Annotated in this window: 13 protein-coding genes; 5 read left to right on the top strand and 8 right to left on the bottom strand. The window is 71.1% G+C overall.

Annotation, left to right across the window (positions count from 1 at the left end; all coding sequences use genetic code 11):
* Nucleotides 1-223: 223 nt before the first annotated feature.
* Nucleotides 224-2,398 carry a DUF4132 domain-containing protein gene (locus ACQ0O7_RS22090; RefSeq protein WP_430784055.1) on the bottom strand — a complete coding sequence of 725 codons (2,175 nt, stop codon included), beginning with the start codon at nt 2,396-2,398 and terminating at the stop codon, nt 224-226.
* A gap of 62 nt (nt 2,399-2,460) precedes the next feature.
* Here ACQ0O7_RS22090 and ACQ0O7_RS22085 point away from each other — a divergent pair, with 62 nt between their 5' ends.
* On the top strand, nt 2,461-5,802 hold the full coding sequence (locus tag ACQ0O7_RS22085; protein WP_430784054.1) for an NACHT domain-containing protein: 3,342 nt from the start codon (nt 2,461-2,463) through the stop codon (nt 5,800-5,802).
* On the opposite strand, the gene ACQ0O7_RS22080 is transcribed toward ACQ0O7_RS22085, so the two are convergent.
* The 4 genes from ACQ0O7_RS22080 to ACQ0O7_RS22065 form a co-directional block, all read right to left on the bottom strand.
* Nucleotides 5,750-6,145, bottom strand: a complete 396-nt coding sequence (locus tag ACQ0O7_RS22080) for a DUF2750 domain-containing protein (RefSeq protein WP_430784053.1) — start codon at nt 6,143-6,145, stop codon at nt 5,750-5,752. The two genes, ACQ0O7_RS22085 and ACQ0O7_RS22080, sit on opposite strands and share 53 nt — an antisense overlap.
* A 113-nt stretch (nt 6,146-6,258) precedes the next feature.
* The gene (locus tag ACQ0O7_RS22075) at nt 6,259-7,629 is read right to left on the bottom strand and encodes a S28 family serine protease (protein ID WP_430784052.1); all 1,371 of its coding nucleotides are present in this window, start codon (nt 7,627-7,629) and stop codon (nt 6,259-6,261) included.
* A 71-nt stretch (nt 7,630-7,700) separates the two neighbouring features.
* Complete coding sequence (locus ACQ0O7_RS22070; protein ID WP_430784051.1) at nt 7,701-8,480, bottom strand: tyrosinase family protein; 780 nt, start codon at nt 8,478-8,480, stop codon at nt 7,701-7,703.
* An 85-nt stretch (nt 8,481-8,565) separates the two neighbouring features.
* Nucleotides 8,566-9,093, bottom strand: a complete 528-nt coding sequence (locus tag ACQ0O7_RS22065) for a tyrosinase family oxidase copper chaperone (protein WP_430784050.1) — start codon at nt 9,091-9,093, stop codon at nt 8,566-8,568.
* Between the two features lie 324 nt (nt 9,094-9,417).
* Here ACQ0O7_RS22065 and ACQ0O7_RS22060 point away from each other — a divergent pair, with 324 nt between their 5' ends.
* The 4 genes from ACQ0O7_RS22060 to ACQ0O7_RS22045 all read left to right on the top strand — a co-directional run bounded on the left by ACQ0O7_RS22060 (nt 9,418) and on the right by ACQ0O7_RS22045 (nt 15,282).
* Nucleotides 9,418-9,996 carry a hypothetical protein gene (locus ACQ0O7_RS22060; RefSeq protein ID WP_430784049.1) on the top strand — a complete coding sequence of 193 codons (579 nt, stop codon included), beginning with the start codon at nt 9,418-9,420 and terminating at the stop codon, nt 9,994-9,996.
* A 184-nt stretch (nt 9,997-10,180) separates the two neighbouring features.
* The gene (locus ACQ0O7_RS22055) at nt 10,181-13,393 is read left to right on the top strand and encodes a DUF4132 domain-containing protein (protein ID WP_430784048.1); all 3,213 of its coding nucleotides are present in this window, start codon (nt 10,181-10,183) and stop codon (nt 13,391-13,393) included.
* 154 nt (nt 13,394-13,547) lie between these two features.
* Nucleotides 13,548-14,198 carry a TetR/AcrR family transcriptional regulator gene (locus tag ACQ0O7_RS22050; protein ID WP_430784047.1) on the top strand — a complete coding sequence of 217 codons (651 nt, stop codon included), beginning with the start codon at nt 13,548-13,550 and terminating at the stop codon, nt 14,196-14,198.
* Between the two features lie 220 nt (nt 14,199-14,418).
* Nucleotides 14,419-15,282, top strand: a complete 864-nt coding sequence (locus ACQ0O7_RS22045; RefSeq protein WP_430784046.1) for a hypothetical protein — start codon at nt 14,419-14,421, stop codon at nt 15,280-15,282.
* 406 nt (nt 15,283-15,688) lie between these two features.
* Here ACQ0O7_RS22045 and ACQ0O7_RS22040 read toward each other — a convergent pair whose 3' ends face one another.
* From ACQ0O7_RS22040 to ACQ0O7_RS22030, 3 genes are all read right to left on the bottom strand, one after another.
* On the bottom strand, nt 15,689-15,877 hold the full coding sequence (locus ACQ0O7_RS22040) for a hypothetical protein (RefSeq protein WP_430784045.1): 189 nt from the start codon (nt 15,875-15,877) through the stop codon (nt 15,689-15,691).
* A 581-nt stretch (nt 15,878-16,458) separates the two neighbouring features.
* Nucleotides 16,459-17,256, bottom strand: a complete 798-nt coding sequence (locus tag ACQ0O7_RS22035) for a hypothetical protein (RefSeq protein ID WP_430784044.1) — start codon at nt 17,254-17,256, stop codon at nt 16,459-16,461.
* Nucleotides 17,257-17,270: 14 nt separating this feature from the next.
* Nucleotides 17,271-19,337, bottom strand: a complete 2,067-nt coding sequence (locus tag ACQ0O7_RS22030; RefSeq protein ID WP_430784043.1) for a caspase family protein — start codon at nt 19,335-19,337, stop codon at nt 17,271-17,273.
* Nucleotides 19,338-19,361: the final 24 nt, after the last annotated feature.

Genomic DNA, 19,361 nt, shown 5'->3' with positions numbered 1-19,361 from the left:
AATCGGCACGCGAACTGACCGCGACCACGGACGGCCTCCAGGAGGACCGGCTGGGTGAAACGATGCCGGCCCGGCCGCGTGGCACGACGCTGGGCCGGTTGTGTGACACGATGCCGGGCCGGTTGTGTGACACGACGCTGGGCCGGTTGCGTGGCTCGACGCTGGGCCGGTTGCGTGGCTCGAAGTCGGGCCGGCCGGGTGATACGAGGCTGGACCGGTTGTGTCAGACGGATCCGGACTGGCCGCGCAGTTCGACGAGCAGTTCGGACAGGGCGGCGGGGTCGGCCGCACCGATCGGCGTGGTCCGCTCCCGCTGCCAGTGCTCGGACTGCCGCTCGTCGACCCACACCTCGGTGATCCGGAACTCGTCACCGGCCCGATACCCGGACGTCGGCATGCCCGGTCTCATCTCGGCCACCAGCGCCAGCCCGCCCGGCAGCTCACGGATCAGCTGGGTGTGCTCCCGGCTCTCGAGGTGGTACCCGTTGCCCAGCCACCCGGCGCGCATCAGCGCCAGGATCCGCTCCACGACGATCGGCCCGGTGCCGGGCACCGCGAACCCGGCCCGCTGCCGGTCCCCGAACGTCACCACCGGCCGGTTGACCTGTGGGAACGGTTGCAGGATCTCGTAGTCGGCGAACAGCTGCGCCCACCCGGTCAGCTCCTGGCCCAGATCGGCCGGATGCACGATGCCCAGCGGGGTGTCCCCGGCCACCACGGCGGTGTGATCCTCGCGGTCGGCGAGGCTGCCGTCCTCGGCCACCCGCAGCGCGCGGACCAGGCGCCGGCCGTCGTATTCCCCCCAGAGCAGCCGCCGGGCCAGCGGCCCGAGGATCGGATGCGGCAACAGGACACTGGGCAGGTCCCGTGCCGGGCGCAGCCGCCGCCGCAGCATGTCCTGCTCCAGCCGCCCGGTCTGGAACACCGCTGTCGCCCGCAACTCCTTCTTGAACCCCAGGAACCATTGGTACGCCTCGGGCCGGGTGTCCTTCACCCCCGGTTTCGGCGGGCGGGCCAGCATCCGGCCGTCGGCGGCCACCACGTGCGCGACCAGGTGCTCGTCCGGCCGGACCGGAAACGACCGCGGCCCGTAGTCGACGGCCAGCCCGGCGTCCAGACCGTGGGTGATCGCGGTCCGGTCGGCGAGCTGGGTGACCGTCAGCCCGCGCGCGGCGGCGGCCTGGCCGAGGTAGGCGGAGGCACGGTCGTTCATCGGGCCGCCCACCATGTTCGCCTCGATGGCCAGGAGGTGCCGCAGCGCGGTGTCGGTGCCGGCGGCGGCCAGCACCGCGTAGCCTTCGGCGGCCCGCGCGTGCCGGCCCTTCGCCGGCCAGGACCGGATCAGCGGCGCCAGTCTCTCGTTCGTCTCCTCGTCGCCGATGTGTGCCTGCGCGCACACCACCCACGCCTCGGCGGGTGGCATGCCGGCGTCCACCCAGCCGTCCAGCAGGGCCCGCCCGAACGCGGCCAGACCCGTCGGCTCGGCCTCGCCGATCAGCCGCAGCGTCTGCGGATCGGCCGGGCGGACCATCGGCTGGACGGCGGACGCCGACTCGACGGCCCGGGGCGGTTCGAGGTCACCGGGCGCCGGTTCGGGCGGGTCGTCCAGGCGTGAGCCGGTCAGCGCCCCGATCAGCCGGGTGACGTGGTCCTCCGGCATGAGCGCGCCGGCGGCCGTCCGCAGTGGTGGCAGGTTTTCCGGCAGCAGCCACTCAGGAGTGCGGCCGGAGCGGGCCGGAGCCGCGGGGGCGCCTGCCGAAAGGGCTTCGACCAGATCGTGCGCCGGTGGCCCGTACACCATCGCGGTTTTCAGCAGAATCGGACCGTGACCGCTCGCGGACAGGAACCGCAGGGCCTCCTCCGCGTTCTGCCGGGCCCGGCCCGGACGGCCCGCGGCGGCCGGGATCAGCGCCCGCGCCGCGGCCTCGGCGTGCCGGCACAGCCACAGCCGGGCCCACAGCCGCGCCGACCCGGTGTGCCGCAGCCAGCCCGCGACCAGGGTGGCCACCGCCGGACCGCGGAACGGCATCACCAGATGGCCCAGCAGGTCGGCGCTCTCGGCGGCCTCGCCGAGCGCGAACTCCTCAGCGTCCAGCTCGAACCGGGCCACCGCGACCCGGCCCATGTCGGCCCGCCGCCGGTGCCGCAGGAACCGGGAGGTGGACAGCAGCGCACGGGCCGGCGCGTCCGGCCCCTTCGCGATCAGCCAGGGGATCTGCTCGGGCGCCAGATCGGACAGCTTGCCGGCGCGGCTCGCCGCCAGCGGCCAGTCATCGCGCTCACGGCCGTGATCGAGCGCCGCGGCATGCGACCACCAGCGCTCCCGCTCGCCGTCACGCCAGGCCATCCCGGTCGGATCGTCGCAGGTCAGTCCATCGATCACGACCAGCTTACGCACTCGTCCCACCGCCACCGTCCCGCCTCCCCGCTTCGCCGGTCCGCAGACCGTACCGTGCAGGTGTGACACGTTCGCGACTCTCCTATCCGGAGGCCGTCCGGCTGCTGCTCGGCGGCGACGATCCGGTCACCCTGCTGGGCCGTGCGGCCGGTGGCGCGATGCTGGTCGCGGCCCCTTTCGCCGAGGGCGTGCTCTCCTGGTTCGACTACAAGGGTGAGGCGAACAACATTCTCCGGGAGCTGCTCGGGCGGGCTCCCGCGCGGATCCGGGCGGTCCGCGGGCGGCGGCACTTCGAGCTGCTGGAGGCCGCGCACACCGTGCTGGTGCTGGCGGCGTTTTTCGAGTCGCTCACCGAGCACGTGGGCGACCGGTTCGCCGAGCTGGAACTCACCGACGGTGACCGCGGGCGCATCGGCGCGGTGGACGCCGGGATCGCCATGCCGGACGCGATCACCGGGTTCACCGAGAACCTGCCGGCGGTCGAGCGCGCCTTCCGGGCCATGCACGCCACGTTCTGTGACTTCGCGGACGGCCTGGCGGCCGCGCAGGACATGACGATGCCCGAGGCCGGCGGCGTGGTCACGGTCGCGTCGCGGATCTACCGGGACAATTATGTACGCCTGTCGGTCGACATCCCCGAGTTCGGTGTCTGGGCACAGCTGGACGAGTTCGCCGCCACCCGCGCCGAGGTTCGCCGCCACACCGAGACCCTGACCGGAGTCGCCGCCCGGCTCGCCCGGCTCGTCGACGCCCCCGCCCCGGCCGCCGTCGCCGGGCTGGCCAGGCACTACGCGCGCGTGCTGGAACGGCCGTTGTGGCGCTCGGACGCCCCCGCCCCGGACGGCCTCGTCTTCCCGCCGGTCGCCGACGGTTTCGTCAGCCCCCGGTTCCGGCTGGCGGTCTGCGCGAACGACTCGGCACTCGGCGACGAGTCGTGGTGGCGCGACCGGGAGATCCGGGAGGACCTGGACGGCTTCCTGTCCGGCTACCTCACCGCCGTCGGCAGCACCCAGCGCCCGATGATCGTTCTCGGCCATCCCGGCGCGGGCAAGTCGCTGCTGACCGAGGTGCTGGCGGCCCGGATCCCGGCCACGGCGTACACCACGATCCGGGTGCCGCTGCGCCGCGTCGACCCGGACATGCCGGTCCACGACCAGATCGTCACCGCCGTCGAGATGATCACCCGGGAACGGCTGTCCTGGGGTGAACTGTGCCGGGGCGCCGACACCACCAAGGTGGTGCTGCTCGACGGCTTCGACGAGCTGGTGCAGGCCACCGGGGTCACCCAGTCGCACTACGTGGAGCAGGTCGCCGCCTTCCAGCGGGACGAGTGGGACCAGGACCGCCCGGTGATCGTGCTGATCACCTCCCGGACGCTGGTGATGGACCGGACCGTGGTGCGCGACGGCACACTCGTACTCAAGTTGGAGCCCTTCGACGAACCGCGGGTGGTGCGGTGGACGCGTGCCTGGAACACCGCCAACCGGTCCCGCCCCGGATTCCGGCCGCTGACCGGTCCGGAACTATGGCGGCACACCGAACTCGCCGGTCAGCCGCTGCTGCTGCTCATGCTGGCGGTGTACGCGTCCGAGAACGGTCACGGCGGCCTGGACACCGACGACCTGTCCAGCGATCAGTTGTACCGGCGGCTGCTCGACACGTTCATCCGCCGCCAGATCCGTGAGAAGTCCGGCGTGGACCTCGGCGACACCCGGTTCGCCCGGCTGGAGGCCGCCGCCCGCCGCGATCTCGCCGCGGTCGCCTTCGCCATGTTCACCAGGCGGCGGCAGTGGGTCGGCGAGGAGGATCTGAGCCGCGACCTGGAGGCGCTGCACCCGGAGGACGACCCGGGCGAGCCCGGCGTGGGCGAACCGGTGAGCCGGGCCCGCCGTACCGTCGCGGCCTTCTTCTTCGTCCATGTCGCCAAAACCGACGACGAGGTACGGGTACCGGGGCGCCGCTCGTACGAGTTCCTGCACGCCACGTTCGGTGAATACCTGGTCGCCGAGCACACCGTGGACCTGCTTTCCGAGCTGGCCGGGGACTGGGCGCGGGCGCGGAGCCGGGCGTACCAGCCCCGCCTCGACGACCGGGTGCTGCGGGCATTGTCGTCGCATCAGCCGTTCAGCAACGGCGAACGGATCCTGCCGTTCCTGATCGACATGATCTCGCTCCGGCCGGACCGGGACGACCTGCGTGAACTGGTGCTGGAACTGTTCCGGACCGCCCGGCAGCGGGTGTCCGACGACAGCTACCGCCCGACACCCTTCGACGTGGTCACCCGGGCCGCCGCCTACACCGCGAACCTCGCCCTGCTGGCGGTGATGTGCGGCCCCGGCCAGCGCCTTCCGGCCACCGACCTCACCGGATTCGAGTCGACCGTCCGACTGTGGCGTAGTGGGCTCGACCCTGAGGTCCAGCAGAGCCTGTTCGTCACGTTGCGCCGGTCGGGCGGCCTGCTGACCCTGGACAGCACGGGGGAGCACGTCTCGCTCGCCGTCCACGAGGCGGATCTCGTCGGCGACGTCTTCACCGGGGCGGCGCTGCGGGCCGGGCGGGCCACCCTGCTGACCGCGGAGACCGGGCGGCGGCCGGACGGCGACCCGGATCTGCAACGGTCCTTCCACGCCCGGGTGGTCCGGCTGCTGGTGCTGTGCTGGCCCGCCGCCGGGCTGGCCCGGCTCAACCCGTACGACGAGGAGCAGTACGCCGGCCTGGCCGCCTGGCTCGACGATAACGAGTTCCGGGACCCGCTGATGAGCAGCCTGTACGTCCTGGGACAGTGCCTGCTGCGAGACGGCATGGATCTCGCCGACGACACGCTCGACCGCCTGCTGCGGCACTTCGGCGACCGCTGGCGGCACTGTCCCGACTACGGGGAGATCCCGGTCGCACTGCTGGCCCTGAACCGGCCGGCACTGATGGACCGGCATCCGTGGCTACGGGACCTGGTACTCGGCACCGGCCTGTCCGCCTATCTGCACGAGGTGGCCCGCGTGCACCGGGACCGGGATCCCGGGCGCCTGGATCCGGTCGTCGCCGAACTCCGCCGCAGCCTGGCCGCCGCCGACATCGGGGTGGTCGTGCCGTCGATGGTCACCGGGCTGCGCTCAGACCCGCGCCTCATTCAGCAGCTGATGATCGGCCTGTCCGGCTTCGAGGACCTGGTCTGGTCGCAGATCGCACCGTCGGACCTGTCGCTCGCGCTCGGCCCGGCCTATGGATGGGACGAGCGGACCGCCCTGATCGTGGCGGACTACGTCGCCGCCCGCCGGGAGGAGGCCTTCGACGGCCCGGACGCCGAGGCGTTCCGGTCCCTCTGGGCGGGCACGACCACGCTGCCCGGCCGTTTCAGCGTGGGTGGCGTGCCGGTGACACCCGCGACCGGAACTCGGCAAGGGTGACGACCGCCGCGTTGACCTCCTCGACCGGGAAGATCGCGATGTCGGCGTCGTCCTCCTCCAGCTGGGGGAGCCACTCCTTGAGGAACACCTTGAGCGGGATGCGGATGGCGTGCTCGCCGTCCACGTCGCCCTCGTTCTCCAGACGGGCCACCGTGGCATAGGGCCAGATCGGCAGCAGGTTGCGGCGCCGGCCGTCCTCGGTGAACAGGATGTCGCCCTCGTCGCCCCACACCCACAGGGCGCCCCGCTCGGCGATCACCTCGAAGGTGCCGGCCGTCCGGTCCTCGGCGCCGAGGGCGAGCAGGCGCTCCGCCTCGCGGCGCGAGATGTCATCCGATGCCACAATATCTCCGATTTTCCGGTTCCGGTGTTCCGCGGCGATGCTATCGGGCATCAGCCGCGGAACACCGGGCGGCCGGTTCTTCGGCTACCTCTCTCCTGGCGGGCGGCCGTTTCTCACCCCAGGCGGCGGCGGTCGCCGAGCTGGTCGTCGATCGGCAGGTCGACGGCCTTCTGCTGAGCCAGCGGCGCGGTCACTCCGGCCCAGCGGCGCAGCGTGGCGGTGGCCGTGGCGGAGTCCTCCGGGGTCAGCCGGGCGATGTTGGCGCCGTGGTTCGCGCCGGGCGCCACGAACAGGTGCGAGTCCTTACGGCTCGGGGTGAAGCGCTCGGCACCCCACGGATCGTTCTCGCCGTACACGAAGAGCATCTGGGACGCCTTGGTACGCACCCACAGGTCCACGTCGATCATCGGCAGCGGGTTGTGGGGCCGGCGCAGCTCCTTGGGCAGGGACGAGTTCGCGGTGTACAGACCGGGGTGTGCCCGCAGCCCGCGCAGGTGCTCGAACTTCAGGCCGGGCGCGCCGAGCTGGGTGGCGGCCTGGTAGTAGTACGGCCAGTAGTACTCCAGGGACTGGTCGGTGTAGAAGCTCCACCCGGCGACCGAGTCGATCCAGTCGTACAACTCGTCGTCGGTGGCCGTCGCGGCCGGGACGGCGGCGCAGTCGGCGGCCACGCTGTACTGCCAGAACGCCCACACCGTGTCCAGCACGGTCATCTCGAACGAGCGGTCCGCGGTGCCCAGCGTGCGGCTGAAGGTCCAGCCGTTCTCGGCCGCGGCGGCCTCCACCCTGGGTACGAGACGGTCACGCCGCAGCAGCGCCTGCCGTTGCACCTCGTCCAGGGCGGCGCGGCACTCCGGCGTACCCACGGTGTCGAGGAATCTGTCGTACGCCCGGTCCTCGGGGTCGATGACGTCGTCGGGGGCCACGTAGGCGACCACACCGTCCACGTCGTTCGGGTAGAACCGGCGGTGGTAGACCGACGTCATACCGCCCTTGCTGCCACCGGTCTGGATCCACTTCGCCGGGTAGAGATCCTTGAACGCGCTGACGATCCGGTGCTCGTCGGTGGCCTCCTGCCAGATGGTCAGGTCGGACCAGTCGGCGGGCGCGGGCCGTGACGGGGTGAAGAACCGGTGCTCGACCGACACCTGGTTGGCGCCGAGCAGAGCGGTCGGCTCGGTCTGGGAGGGGCGCGGGCTGGCGGCCAGGCCGTAACCGTTGGTGGACAGCACCACCGGCTGCGTCTCGGACCGGTGCAGCAGGGTGACCCGCTGCTCGAAGGTGCCCCGGCCGGGATGCCGGTGATCGGCCGGCTGGCGGTAGGTGAGGACGAAGAACCGGTAGCCGGCACCCGCGGTCTCGGAGACGACGGTCAGTCCGGGGATGTCCTCCAGCTGGTCCAGCAGGGGATCATCGGCGGCTTGGGCGGCGGTGGCGGGGGTGAGGGCCATCAGCAGAGCCGCGGCCGCGATGCGTAGCTTCACGTCCCGCACGATATCGACGATCCGCTATCGCCGCGAGGGGCGGCCGCCGTACGGCAGCCGCCCCGTCAGCGTCAGGCGTAGCTGTAGCCCAGCGCGGTGATGTCGCGTACCGCGGACGGCGTACGACCGGCGCCGAACGGTCGCATCACCTCGTTGTTGTCGACTACGCCGGAGGTGAACCCGGTCCGCGGCTGGTAGGTGTCGACGCCGCGGTTCTGCTGCCACAGCCACCACAGCCGGTCGATGTTGCAGTGGTGCAGCCAGAACACCGGGTCGTTGGGGGCCTCACGGGTGCCCATGTGCCCGCCGACGTAGTTGTGCACCCGGTTGTGCAGCTCGATCTCGTTGCGGTTGCGGTAGCTGTTGGAGACCGACCCGTTCCACGGCGACTGGTCGTACACCGTGTAGCTCTGCACGTTGTTGACGTTGTTGCTGCTCGGACGGCTCGCGCCCTGGCCGAGACGGCGCTGCAGGAAGTTGGTGCTGATGCTGCTGCGGTACAGCGACCAGCCCCAGTTCGGGCTGAAGTTGCCGGAGTTCACACTGCCGTTGGTGATCGCGCCGCAGAAGTCGCTGGTGAACGGGGACGCCGAGGTGGTCCAGTCCCAGTACGGCATGAAGATGTTCGGGTCGCCGGTGACCGTCTGCATGTCCAGCTCCAGCAGCCGCAGATATTCGCGGTGCCACGGGAAGAACGACGGCGACTGGTGCGCGTGGCTGATGTTGTCGTTGGTCCGCGCGAAGTACGTGATGTGCTGGTCGATGTACCAGTTGTAGTTCCGCCCGTTGACGGACGTGGTCTTGAGCTGCCGGAGAGCGTTGGCGAACGCGGTCCTCTCCGCGCTCGTCATGGCAGCGATGCTCTTACGGACGGCCATGGATCAGGTGCCTTTCACGATTCGGGGGAGTGCGGAGTCCGGGCGCTGACGGCACGCGTCAGTGCGTGTGCTCCTGCGCGGCGCCGCTGCTGAGTTCGAGGTCTCCGAGAATGTCGACGACTTTCATCATCAGCTTGCGGAGACAGTTCGGGTTCAGCTCCAGTTCCACCGGGTCGTAATGGTTGATGGCGCTGATCAAACCGATTCCGGCGTACGGTTTCCGGCCGTCCGTGGGGAAGAACATGGTGGGGATCGCGGTGAGCGCCAGGGCCCGGTCGTTGATATAGACCTCGTTCTGTTTCGCGAGGCTGAGCACGGTGGCGCCGAGGGTGCCCGCACCGAGCGCGCCGTTGCTGAGCGCGCTGCCGGTCAGATCGCCGGCCAGGTTACCCATGTTGTACCGGCCGCGGATTCGTTTGCCCTTGTAGACCTCGCTGAAGTCGCGCGGGTCGCCGGGGGCCGCCTTGGTGCGGTCCGGGGCGGGCTTCGGGGTGTCCGGGTTGGCCAGGGCCTGCGCCCCGACCAGTGCGGAAGCGGCGGTAGCAGCTCCGGCCGCGCTGTAGCGCAGAACGTCGCGACGTTTCATATCAGCCATGGAAATCCTTGTCTGCCAACCGCACGGAGCAGTGATTTGTCATGTTCTGTCCCATGTAAGCAGATTGGGGCCGGAGCTCATAATCGTGTCCATCAGGGGTGGGAAAGAATGCTCCGATTGCCCCCGAACGGATTACCCGAACGATCTGTGCCGGGATTTTCCTGGCAAGTTGTGACCCGGGTTCGCGCCGTGTCGCAGAAAAGTTCCGGGGTAGAATCGGGATACTGAGTCACGCACTTCGGCGATAACGTCGCCGGCGCTATCCGAAAATATTCTTTCGAACGTCGATGAATGGCGTGTTGGGTGATGGTGGTTATGAATCAGGAACGGCAGAAGGCAGCGAAGAGCCGGGGCGGCGTCAAGCGGGCGGCGATCGTGCTGACCGCCGCGGTCGGCGTGCTGGCGGCGGCCGGTTCGGCCCTGGCCGGCACCGGTGAGCCGGACGAGCCGAAGGACGTCCCGGCGGCCGCGGTCCAGGGCCCGGCGGTCGACCAGGACGCGGGCGGCAACAAGAAGCCCGGCTTCTTCGAGACCTACCGCGGGCACCACATCATGGGCTGGGGTGCCGGCGAGTCGGCGTGCGCCTACATCGACGGCAAGCGGCTGGTGCTCTACCCGCAGGAGGGCGGCAAGTTCACCAGCGCGATCCTGGGCTTCCAGCCGCACGTCGGGGTTCGCAACATCACCAAGGCCTCGGTGAAGGCACTCGGTGAGCTGAAGCTGACCGACAAGGTGGAGCCGAGTACGGCCTGCCCGGAGTTCGCACCCCCGAAGACGGCGGCCCCGTCGCCGAGCACCTCGGCGACGGGCCCGGCGAAGCCCGCACCGGCGGCGCCCGCCCCGGCCGCTCCCGCCCCGGCCGCTCCCGCATCAGCCGCTCCGGCGAACAGCTGACAGCAAGCGTCCCGCCCGTCCCGGTGGACGGGCCGGACGCTGCCATGGGACGGCGGCGCCGGATGAGGGTCGGTTCGTAGATCACCGGCGTCACCCGGGCCACCGCGTACGGCCACCCGCTCGGGCAGTTCGGCGTCTGCCGGGCTGGAGAACTTGTCGCACCCTGCGGCTAACGTTCCGGGGCATGAGCGGGATTCCGGCGATCATCAGGCGTAACAGGTTCGTGCGGCGCGGCAGCGTGGACGTGCCACCGTTCGTGATCGACACGGACGGTGCCGCGGCCGCGGAGAAACTGCTGGCCGAGCATCTGGTCGCGGTCCGGCAGGTGATCACCGCCCCGGGCACCCCCGCGCCGCTGGCCGAGGCGGCCCTGGCCTGGCTCGACGGTGATCCGGAGGCGCCACCGGCCGGCGCGGCGGCCGTGGTCGCCGCACTGGTCATCCGGCTCGGCTGGGACCGGCACGCCACCGACGTGCTGATCCCGTTCGCCGATCTCTGGATCGCCCGCCGCGGCCTGACCTTCGCCGCCCGCGCCGCCGTCGAGCACATGCCGCTGGTCTGTGCGCAGAGCGATGCCGGCACCCTGCACCTGGCCGTCGACCCGCCGGGCGACCGGGGCCGGAGCGGGCCGTCCCTGGCGATCCTGCACCGGGTCCGGGCCGCGCTCGCCGCGGAGGCCGTCGACGTCACCGACGACCTGCTGCCCTACCGGGAGCGCGGCCTGCGGACGGCGGTCGCCACCTCGGTCCTGCTCCCGGAGCGGCGGGACTGGGTCGAGCACGACGTGCGGGCGGTGCTGGCCGCCGCGACACCGTCGCAGGACCTGGCCGTGGCGCTGCTGTGCGCGGTGAGCACCGCGGCCGAGGCCGAGGCACTCGCACCGCATGTGACCCGGTGGTGGACGCTGCCCGCCCCGCGCATCATGGCCACGCTCGCCGACGGGATCGGCCCCGCCGCCTCCGGCGCGTTGCTGATCTGGTTCGACGTGCAGCACCGGACCGCCGACCTGCAGAAACGGATCCTTGCGGTGCTCGTCGAGTTGGACGGTGACGCCGCGTTCACCGGGCTGCTCGACCGGATCGACCGGAAATACGTGGCCGCCGCGGTGCTCGACGCCGCGGCCCGCTTCCCGGCCCGGGCCATGCGGTTGTTCGCCGAGACCGGCTCGCCGCTGCTGCGCGCCCACGTGCTGGCCCATCCCGCATCGGTCGACGACGTGGCGCCGGAGCTCAGCCCGGACGCTGCGGCCCGTGTCCGGGAGACCACCGATTCTCCCGCCGTGGAGTATGCCCCGGCCGGCTCGGTTCCGCCGGTGCTCGCGAGCCCACCCTGGCTGAACCGGGTGAAAGCCCCGAAACCGGTGGTTGTCGACGGGCTGAGCGGCGACGATCCGGCGACCGTCGAGTGGCGTGACGGCGAACGCGACCGCTGGCTGAGCACCCCGGGCGACTGGGGCCCACCCTGGATGAGCTGGGAGCGGGTGGCCGAGGTGGTGGCCGCGGGCCGCAACGACTCGCTGGCCCCGATGCTGTTCACCGGCGGCCCCGACGAACTGGCCCGTCCGCTGCTGCCGGACTGGCGGTCGCAACAGGGGACGCTGTACTACGGGGCCTGGGTCAAGGTCGCCGCCGCCCGGTTCGGCCTCGACACGCTGCCGCTGTTGCTCGACGCCGCCGACCGGTCGGCCCCGCTGACCGGCGCGCTGCTGCCGTTCTCGTCGACGGCGATCGCGGTGTTCATGGCCGACCGCTACAGCCGGGTGAAACGGGCCCGGCCGGCCGCGCTCGCCTGGCTGCTGCGGCATCCGGACGTCGCGGCCCGGGCCCTGGTCCCGCTCGCCGCCGGACCCACCGGCCCGGACCGCCGCCAGGCCGAGGCGGCGCTGCTGGCCCTGCCGGTCACCGCGGTCCGCACCGCCGCCGAGGGGTACGGCCCGGCCGTCGTCGACGTCGTCACCACGCTGCTGGAACGCGATCCGCTGACCCTGCTGCCGGCCCGGATCCCGGCCAACCCGGCCTGGGCGGCACCGGCCACCCTGCCGCCGGTGCGGCTGCGCGACGGCTCCGGGGCGCTGCCACCCGCTGCCGTCGAAGCCCTGGTCACGATGCTGGCGATCTCCAAGATGGACGAGGCGTACGCCGGAGTCGCCCTGGTTGCCGCCGCGTGCGAGCCGACCGACCTGGCCGACTTCGGATGGGAGTTGATGGAGGCCTGGCAGCGTGCCGGTGCCGACCCCAAGCAGTCGTGGGTGCTGGACGCGCTGGCTCTGCTCGGCGACGACGGCACGGTCCGGCGGCTCACCCCGCTGATCCTCGCCTGGCCCGGTGACGGCGGGCACACCAAGGCGGTCGCCGGGGTCCGCGTGCTGGCCACGATCGGCACCGACGTGGCACTGATGCGGCTGTACGGGATCTCCCAGCGTTCCGGGTTCAAAGGGCTGAAGACAGCCGCCGAGGAGAAGATCGTCGAGGTGGCCGACTCGCTCGGCCTCACCGCGGAGCAGCTGGCCGACCGCCTGGTGCCCGACTTCGGGCTGGACGCCGACGGGACCACGACTCTCGACTACGGGTCGCGGCGGTTCCGGGTCGGCTTCGACGAGCAACTGGTGCCGTTCGTCACCGACGAGACCGGCCGGCGGCTGCGGGCCCTGCCGAAACCGTCGTCGCCGGAGGCGGAGGAGGCCCGCAAGCGGTTCACCACGCTGAAGAAGGACGTGCGTTCGGTCGCCGCCGACCAGATGCGGCGCCTGGAGCAGGCGATGGTCAACGGGCGGCGCTGGACCCCGGCGGAGTTCCGGGCGTATCTCACCGGTCATCCGCTGCTCGGGCACATCGTGCGACGGCTGATCTGGACCGTTTCCGGTGACGGATCATCGGGCCGTTCGTTCCGTGTGTGCGAGGACCTGTCTCTGGCCGACGTCGCCGATGAGCCGTACACCCTGCCCGATGACGCCACCGTCGGGGTCGCGCATCCCCTCGATCTGGGCGCTGATCTGGCCGGGTGGGCGACGGTGCTCGCCGACTACGAGATCCTCCAGCCGTTCCCGCAGCTGGGCCGGGAGACGTACCCACCAAGTGATCTTGATCGGGTCCTTCGCTCCGAGGTCCCCGCCGGCCGGCTGCTCGGGCTGGAGCGGCACGGCTGGCGCCGGGAGGCCCCGCAGGACGCCGGGGTGCAGAATCGCATCGAGCGGGTCATCGGCGACTTCACCGTGGTGGTCGAACTCGACCCGGGCATCGCCGTCGGCCTGCCCGACGAACTCGGCGATCAAAAACTGACCGAGATCAATGTGTACGGCCGGTCCCGGCTCGATCGTGCCCACGGCACCCATCCGTTCGGTGCGCTCGGTCCGGTCGCCGCCTCGGAGGTGATCCGCGACCTCAGTTTCGGTCGCTGATCTCGCGGGGCTCGCCCGGGTCCGCTCGTTCGTCCCGGTCTGGTGTCTGCTTTCCGCCCGCTCTCCGGCCGGGCGGAAGTGGACGCCTCCGATCCGTTTGGTGGGAAGGCTCACAGAAGCTGACGTACCCCGTCCACTTGGCTACGCTCGCGGCGTGACCAGTCCCGAAGATCGCCCGTTGCGCCGTGACGCGCGACTCAACCGGGACCGGGTCGTGCACGCCGCCCGCGAGGTGTTCGCCGAGCGCGGGCTCGCCGGCACGTTCCACGACGTGGCGAACCGGGCCGGCGTCGGCCTCGGGACCGTCTACCGGCGTTTCCCGGCCAAGGGGGACCTGATCGAGGCGGCCTTCCAGGACCGTCTCGCCGAGTTCGCCGACACCATCGAGGCCGCCCTGGAAGCCCCGACCGGATGGGACGGCCTGGTCGAGGTGCTGCGAACCGCCGCCGGGCTGTACGCCACCGACCGTGGCCTGCGTGACGTGGCACTCGCCAACGGGTTCGGGCCGCGGCACTTCGCGCGCGCCGGTGATCGCCTGGAGCCGCTGATGCGCCGGCTCGTCGACCGGGCCCGCGACGAGGGCAGTCTGCGGCCCGACGTGACCGCGGAAGACCTGCCGATCGTGCTCACCATGCTCAGCGAACTGGCCACCCACGGTGAGCCGGTCCGCCCCGGCATCCACAGCCGGTATCTCAATCTGCTTCTCGCCGGGCTGCGCGCCCCCGCCGCCGATGATCTCGGCGCGCCCCTGGACCGCGACGAACTCGACGCCATCGCCCGCCGCTGGCTGCCCCGCGCCTCATGAGCACGGTATCGATGTGCGCCGCCTCGACGTGTGCCGCCCCGGTCCGCGTTGCCTTGGCCCGCGTTGCCTCGATCCGCGCTGTCTCGGCCCGCGCTGTCTCGGCCCGCGCTGTCTCGGCCCGCCCTGTCTCGGCCCGCCCTGTCTCGGTCCACGCTGCCTCGATCCGCGCTGTCTCGGCCCGCGCCGCCTCGACGTGTACTGCCTCGATGGGTGCCGCCTCATGAGTACCGCCGAGTTCGACGCCTTCGGACCGTGGATCGACGAGGTGCGCACCGTCGACGGCCTCCCCCGGCTCTACCGCGACGCGGGTATCGACCCGGCCGAATACCGTCTGGTGCTGAAGGTTCCCCGAGACATCGAACGCCGCAACGCCAACCCCGGGATGCACCTGTACGACTACCTGATCGCCCTCGACGAGAAAACCCTCACGGTGTTGAGCCGTCAGGACGATCGGTATGACGAGGTCCGTCTGCCACTCGACCGGATCGCGGCGATCGAGGACAGTGTGCGGCTGCTCAACGGCCGTCTGATCATCCACACCGTCGACGGCACGGCGGTGGTCGTGTCGTACAACGGCTCGGCCAACGCCCCGGTCCGCGACCTGATCCGGATGATCCGCCGGTGGTACCTGCCGGACGCCCCGCCACCCGACGACGCCGTCATACCGGAGTTCGAGCCCCGGCTGGCCCGGGAGGACACCGGACTACTGACCGACCTGCGTCACCTGCTCGCGCGGGAACCCGGAATGAGACCGCTCCACCTCGCCGAACGCCGCCCGGTGATCGCGGCCTCCACCTGGGAACGCCTCTACCGCCGGATCTGGCCACTCGTCCTGCACGCGTCGATCGTGGTCACCGACGGCGCGGAGATCCAGATCATCCACCGGAGGGACTGGTTCACCGCGCCCGGCGACGACCTGTCACTGGCCCGTACCGTCCTGCCGCGGTCCCGCATCAGCCGCCTCACCGTCCAGGATCACGATCGCTACCTGGGCATCCACGTGATCACGGTCGAGGCTGGCGCCGCTTGCTTGCGCTTCCCGGCACCGGCTGGCCCGTTCACCGAGGCACTCCGGCGCCAGTAGGCGCCAGCCGACCTGCCGCGGTTCCCAATTCCCGGTTGGCGGTCAGCGGTTGGCGGTCCCAGGTCCCGATTGGCGGTCTTCGGTTCGCGGTTGGCGGTTGGCGGTCCCGGTTGGCGGTCTTCGGTTGGCGGTTGGCGGTCCCGGTTGGCGGTCTTCGGTTGGCGGTTGGCGGTCCCGGTTGGCGGTCTTCGGTTGGCGGTTGGCGGTTGGCGGTTGGCGGTCCCGGTTGGCGGTCTTCGGTTGGCGGTCTCCGGTTCGCGGTTGGCGGTCCCGGTTCGCGGTCTCCGGTCTCCGGCTGCCGGTTCCCGGTAACCGGTCTCCCGGCTGCTCGCTTGCCGATTGCTCGCCGGTCGCCGGGGTGCCGCTGCGAGAGTTCGCCGCTGGTGTCGCCAGGTGGGGATGAGCGTTAAGGACTTCCGGTGGTGTCGCCGGCCAGGACGAATCTCTCGGCGAGAACGACATTCATGCCGGCAAGGCAGGCGGCCCGTCGGTGGTCATACTTCGGCATCATCCGTAGGGCGTACTCCAGGCTGTCGGCCGCCAGGTCCAGATCTGACGGGTCGCCGAATCGCTGGAAGCGCCGTAGGTATGTCATCCCCAGGTCGCACAGACGTGTCACATGCCGGGTTGTCCCGGCCGGGGTGAGCAGGAAAGCCCCGACCGTGTGACGGGTATTGGCAGCCAGGTCGGCAGGGTCGCCAGTGAGGTCGAACCGGATTCCGTACGCCCGGCCCAGGCACTGCAACACGGTGGCCCGCCGCCGCTCCCACGGTATGACAGACCCTGGCCACGGTATGACAGACCCTGGCATGACAGACCCCGGCATGACAGACCCTGACATGACAGACCCTGGCATGGGAGACCACGGTGTTAAGGACCACGGTATTAGTACCGGCGCTGTCTCCAAGATGTCGATGGCCCGATCCAGAGCCGAGGCGTCGCCGGTCCTCTCATACCGCCGGATCGCCGCGCGGTAGCGTACGAGCGCCGTCCATCCCACCACATAGGGTTACTGACGGACGGGTGGACCGTCATCCTCCGGTATATACGGTCGCCGAGGATCCGCTCGCCACCGAACCAGGGGCGCCGTCGCCCACACCACGGATGGCCGGCGTCCGGTGCCATCCGTGGTCCGCCCCACCGTCAACCTCCAGTCGCTTCGACATCGACCAACACTCAGAGCCTGGGGTACACCTGGGCGGCGAAACTGTGGTCGAGTTCGTTGATGTCGAGGCCGCCGAGGATCGGGGTGCCGTCGAGGGTGAGGTCGCCGTCGATCTGGTAGCACATGATCGATGTCTGGTCGGTGATCGTGGTGCCGAAGATCGACGACTCCTCCAGCGGTGTCAGGATCTGGTCCACGACCTCCTGCTCGGACCACCCCTGCGAGCGCATGTACGCGGCGATCACCTTCTCCGGGTCGAGCCGGGCGATCAACGCGCCGCGCAGGTGCTCGTGCGGGAAGCCCAGCGTATGACCGGCCTCGTGGCGTACCACCCGGTGGAATTCGCTCTCCGGGGTGCGCATCGTGAACCCCTCCAGGTTCAACGTCGGCTCATCCCCGGGAATGAGGGAGACATCGGTTCCCTCGTACGACCAGAAGCCCCCGAAGCCCGGCGCGTCGTTCTCGGTGAGCCGGGCGACGCGTACCACCGGATCGGTGTCCGCCTCGTGGAAGCGCACCGCGGCGTCACGTCCCCAGGCGTTCATGTGCAGCAGGATCCGGTCGCGTAGTTCGCGGGACGGGCCGTCCAGGAACCCGACGGTCAGATCGACGCTCCCGCCCCACCATTTGTCCACCATGATCGACAGTCGGGCCGCGTCGTCATCACCGCTTCGATCGCCGCTGGTCAGGTCGTCGATGCTGATTCCGGCGGGCAGGTTCGCGGCATACATGTCGACCGCGTGTACCGCCGCCTTGACCCGGAGCCGCGGCGGCAACCGGCGTGGCGTACAGGTGATCAGTCGGTCCATGGTGATCCTCCCCGTCAGGATGTGATCCATAGGTCTGTGGTCGTCGACGTGTACCGCTCGACCGGCGCGGCGTCGGGAGCCGGCGCCCGGCCGCGGCTCATACCCCGGACCGCCTCGGCGAACCCGGTGGTCAGCCGCAGATGCCCGAGATCGACACCGGGCGCGGTGGTCCCGACGGCGACGAGCCGATCCACCCCCAGCGGTACGCCGGATGGCAGGTTCGCCTGGAACGGCCGCCCCAGCAGGTCACCGAGCCAGAACCGCTCGCGGGCCCGGGGTGGGAGGTGCGCGGTTCCGAGTACGGCCACCCGTCCACTGGCCGCCGCGTCCAGCAGGGTGACGTGCAGGCCGAAGCCGGAGTCGTTGTGCACCGCGAGCACCACTCCGGTTCCGGCCGTCACCTGGTAGCGGTGCCGATCGGTGCCGCCCACCTCGGGCAGTGCCGCGCTCTGAGCCACCGCCGGGTCCAGGGGCCGTGGACAGTCCAGAACCGAGATCCGCAGCAGGCCGGGCAGGTCACGGCAGCCGCGAGCCAGCCGGAACGGTGCGCTGTAGTGGTGGTAGTGCTCCAGGAGCGCACACAGTTCTCCGGCATTCCGGTACGGCACCGCCGGAAGTCCCGGGTGCACCCCGTCGGTGACGATCCAGTGCTCACCCTGTAGCGACACTTCGACATCAGCACGCTGTCGCCGATCGGCGACCCGCAGAAAGGGCGACGCCCGCAACTCGGCGAGCACCGGCCCAGCGAATGACGTTCCATCAAACCCAGGAAGCACAGACGAATCCGACCTGGGTACGGGGTTCAGCAAGGCTACCGTCAGCCGGGCTTCGGTGCCGGGCGCGACCAAGCGGCCGCGCGCTGCCGCGGGCAGGCTCAGTGGGGCCAGCGGGGTCGTGGTGCAGCGGGCCGGCTCGGCTGAGACGACCAGCAACTCGCCGACGATGTGCTCGCGGCTGCCCAGTGGCGGGAAAGTGGCCGGATCCGGGCCGTAGACGGCGATCCGGGCGCCCTCGGAGACCCCGGCCAGGGTGCCCGCGTTCAGTTCGAAGCGCTCGTCACCGAGCGGGCGGACGGCGAAACCGATGTCACCGTGGCCGCCGGGATCACCGCCGAACACCGCCCGGCCGAATCCACCGGACAGCCACGGCCATTGGCGCGGGTCGAGATCCTGGACGGCGGCTTCGACCTGCCGCCAGATGTCACCCCACCGCAGCCGTTCCAGCACCGCCGGGTCGAGATCCCGGAGCTGGTCGAGGATCGCCCGGGTGAGGTGGCCCATCACCGGTCCCGCGGAGGCGCCCTCGGTGGCGCGCTGATCGGCCCGGCAGGCGGCCACGATCTGAACGTCGCCGACCCGGGCGGTCAGTCCCCGGGCGGTCCCGGTGTCCGCAGTGCGGGGCAGGGGCACGATCTCGTCGGTCGGCAGGAACCGGACGGCCTCAGTCCTCCCTACCCGGACGGCCTGGCCGGCGTCATCCTTCCGGGCGGTCCCGGTGGTCTCGTCGGGGCGGACGGCCTCGCCGGCGTCATCCTCCCAGACGGTCCCGGTGGTCTCGTCCCGGCGGACGGCCTCGCCGGCTTCGGCCTCCCGGGTTGCTCCGGCGGCTGCGCAACAGTCCAGGACGACCGTCACGGACTGGCAGCGGGCCGCGATTCGCCTCAGGGCGGCGTTGAGCTGCCAGTCGGCCAGGAAACGCAGTTCTCGGCCGGCCCGGCGGTCCTTCGGCAGCAGCGCCTCCCGGGCGAACCGGTGGCCCTCGTCATCCTCCAGTACGAGCCGGGTGCCGTGCCCGGACCAGTGGATGAACACCCGGTCGCCGGGGGACACCGCGTCACCGGCGAGCCGGTCCAACTCGGCGGTGATGGCCGCCAGGGTGGCCGGGCGGCCCGGGATCCGGTTGTCGTGAGTCACCCCCGACCGTGGGCTGACCAGCCGGGTGATCCGCTCCGCCGGCACGCCGAGCCGGTCGAGCAGGATGCCCTGGATCGCGTCGACGTCGTTGACACATCCACGCAGCGAACCGCCCCCGTCATAGGCGTCGATGCCGACCAGCAGGACGTGCAGCCGCTCCGGATCCACCCCGACGAGCGTTCCCGGACACGG

Source organism: Actinoplanes sp. G11-F43 (assembly GCF_050589265.1).
Lineage (GTDB): Bacteria > Actinomycetota > Actinomycetes > Mycobacteriales > Micromonosporaceae > Actinoplanes.
This window is presented reverse-complemented; position numbering and strand designations above follow the sequence as displayed.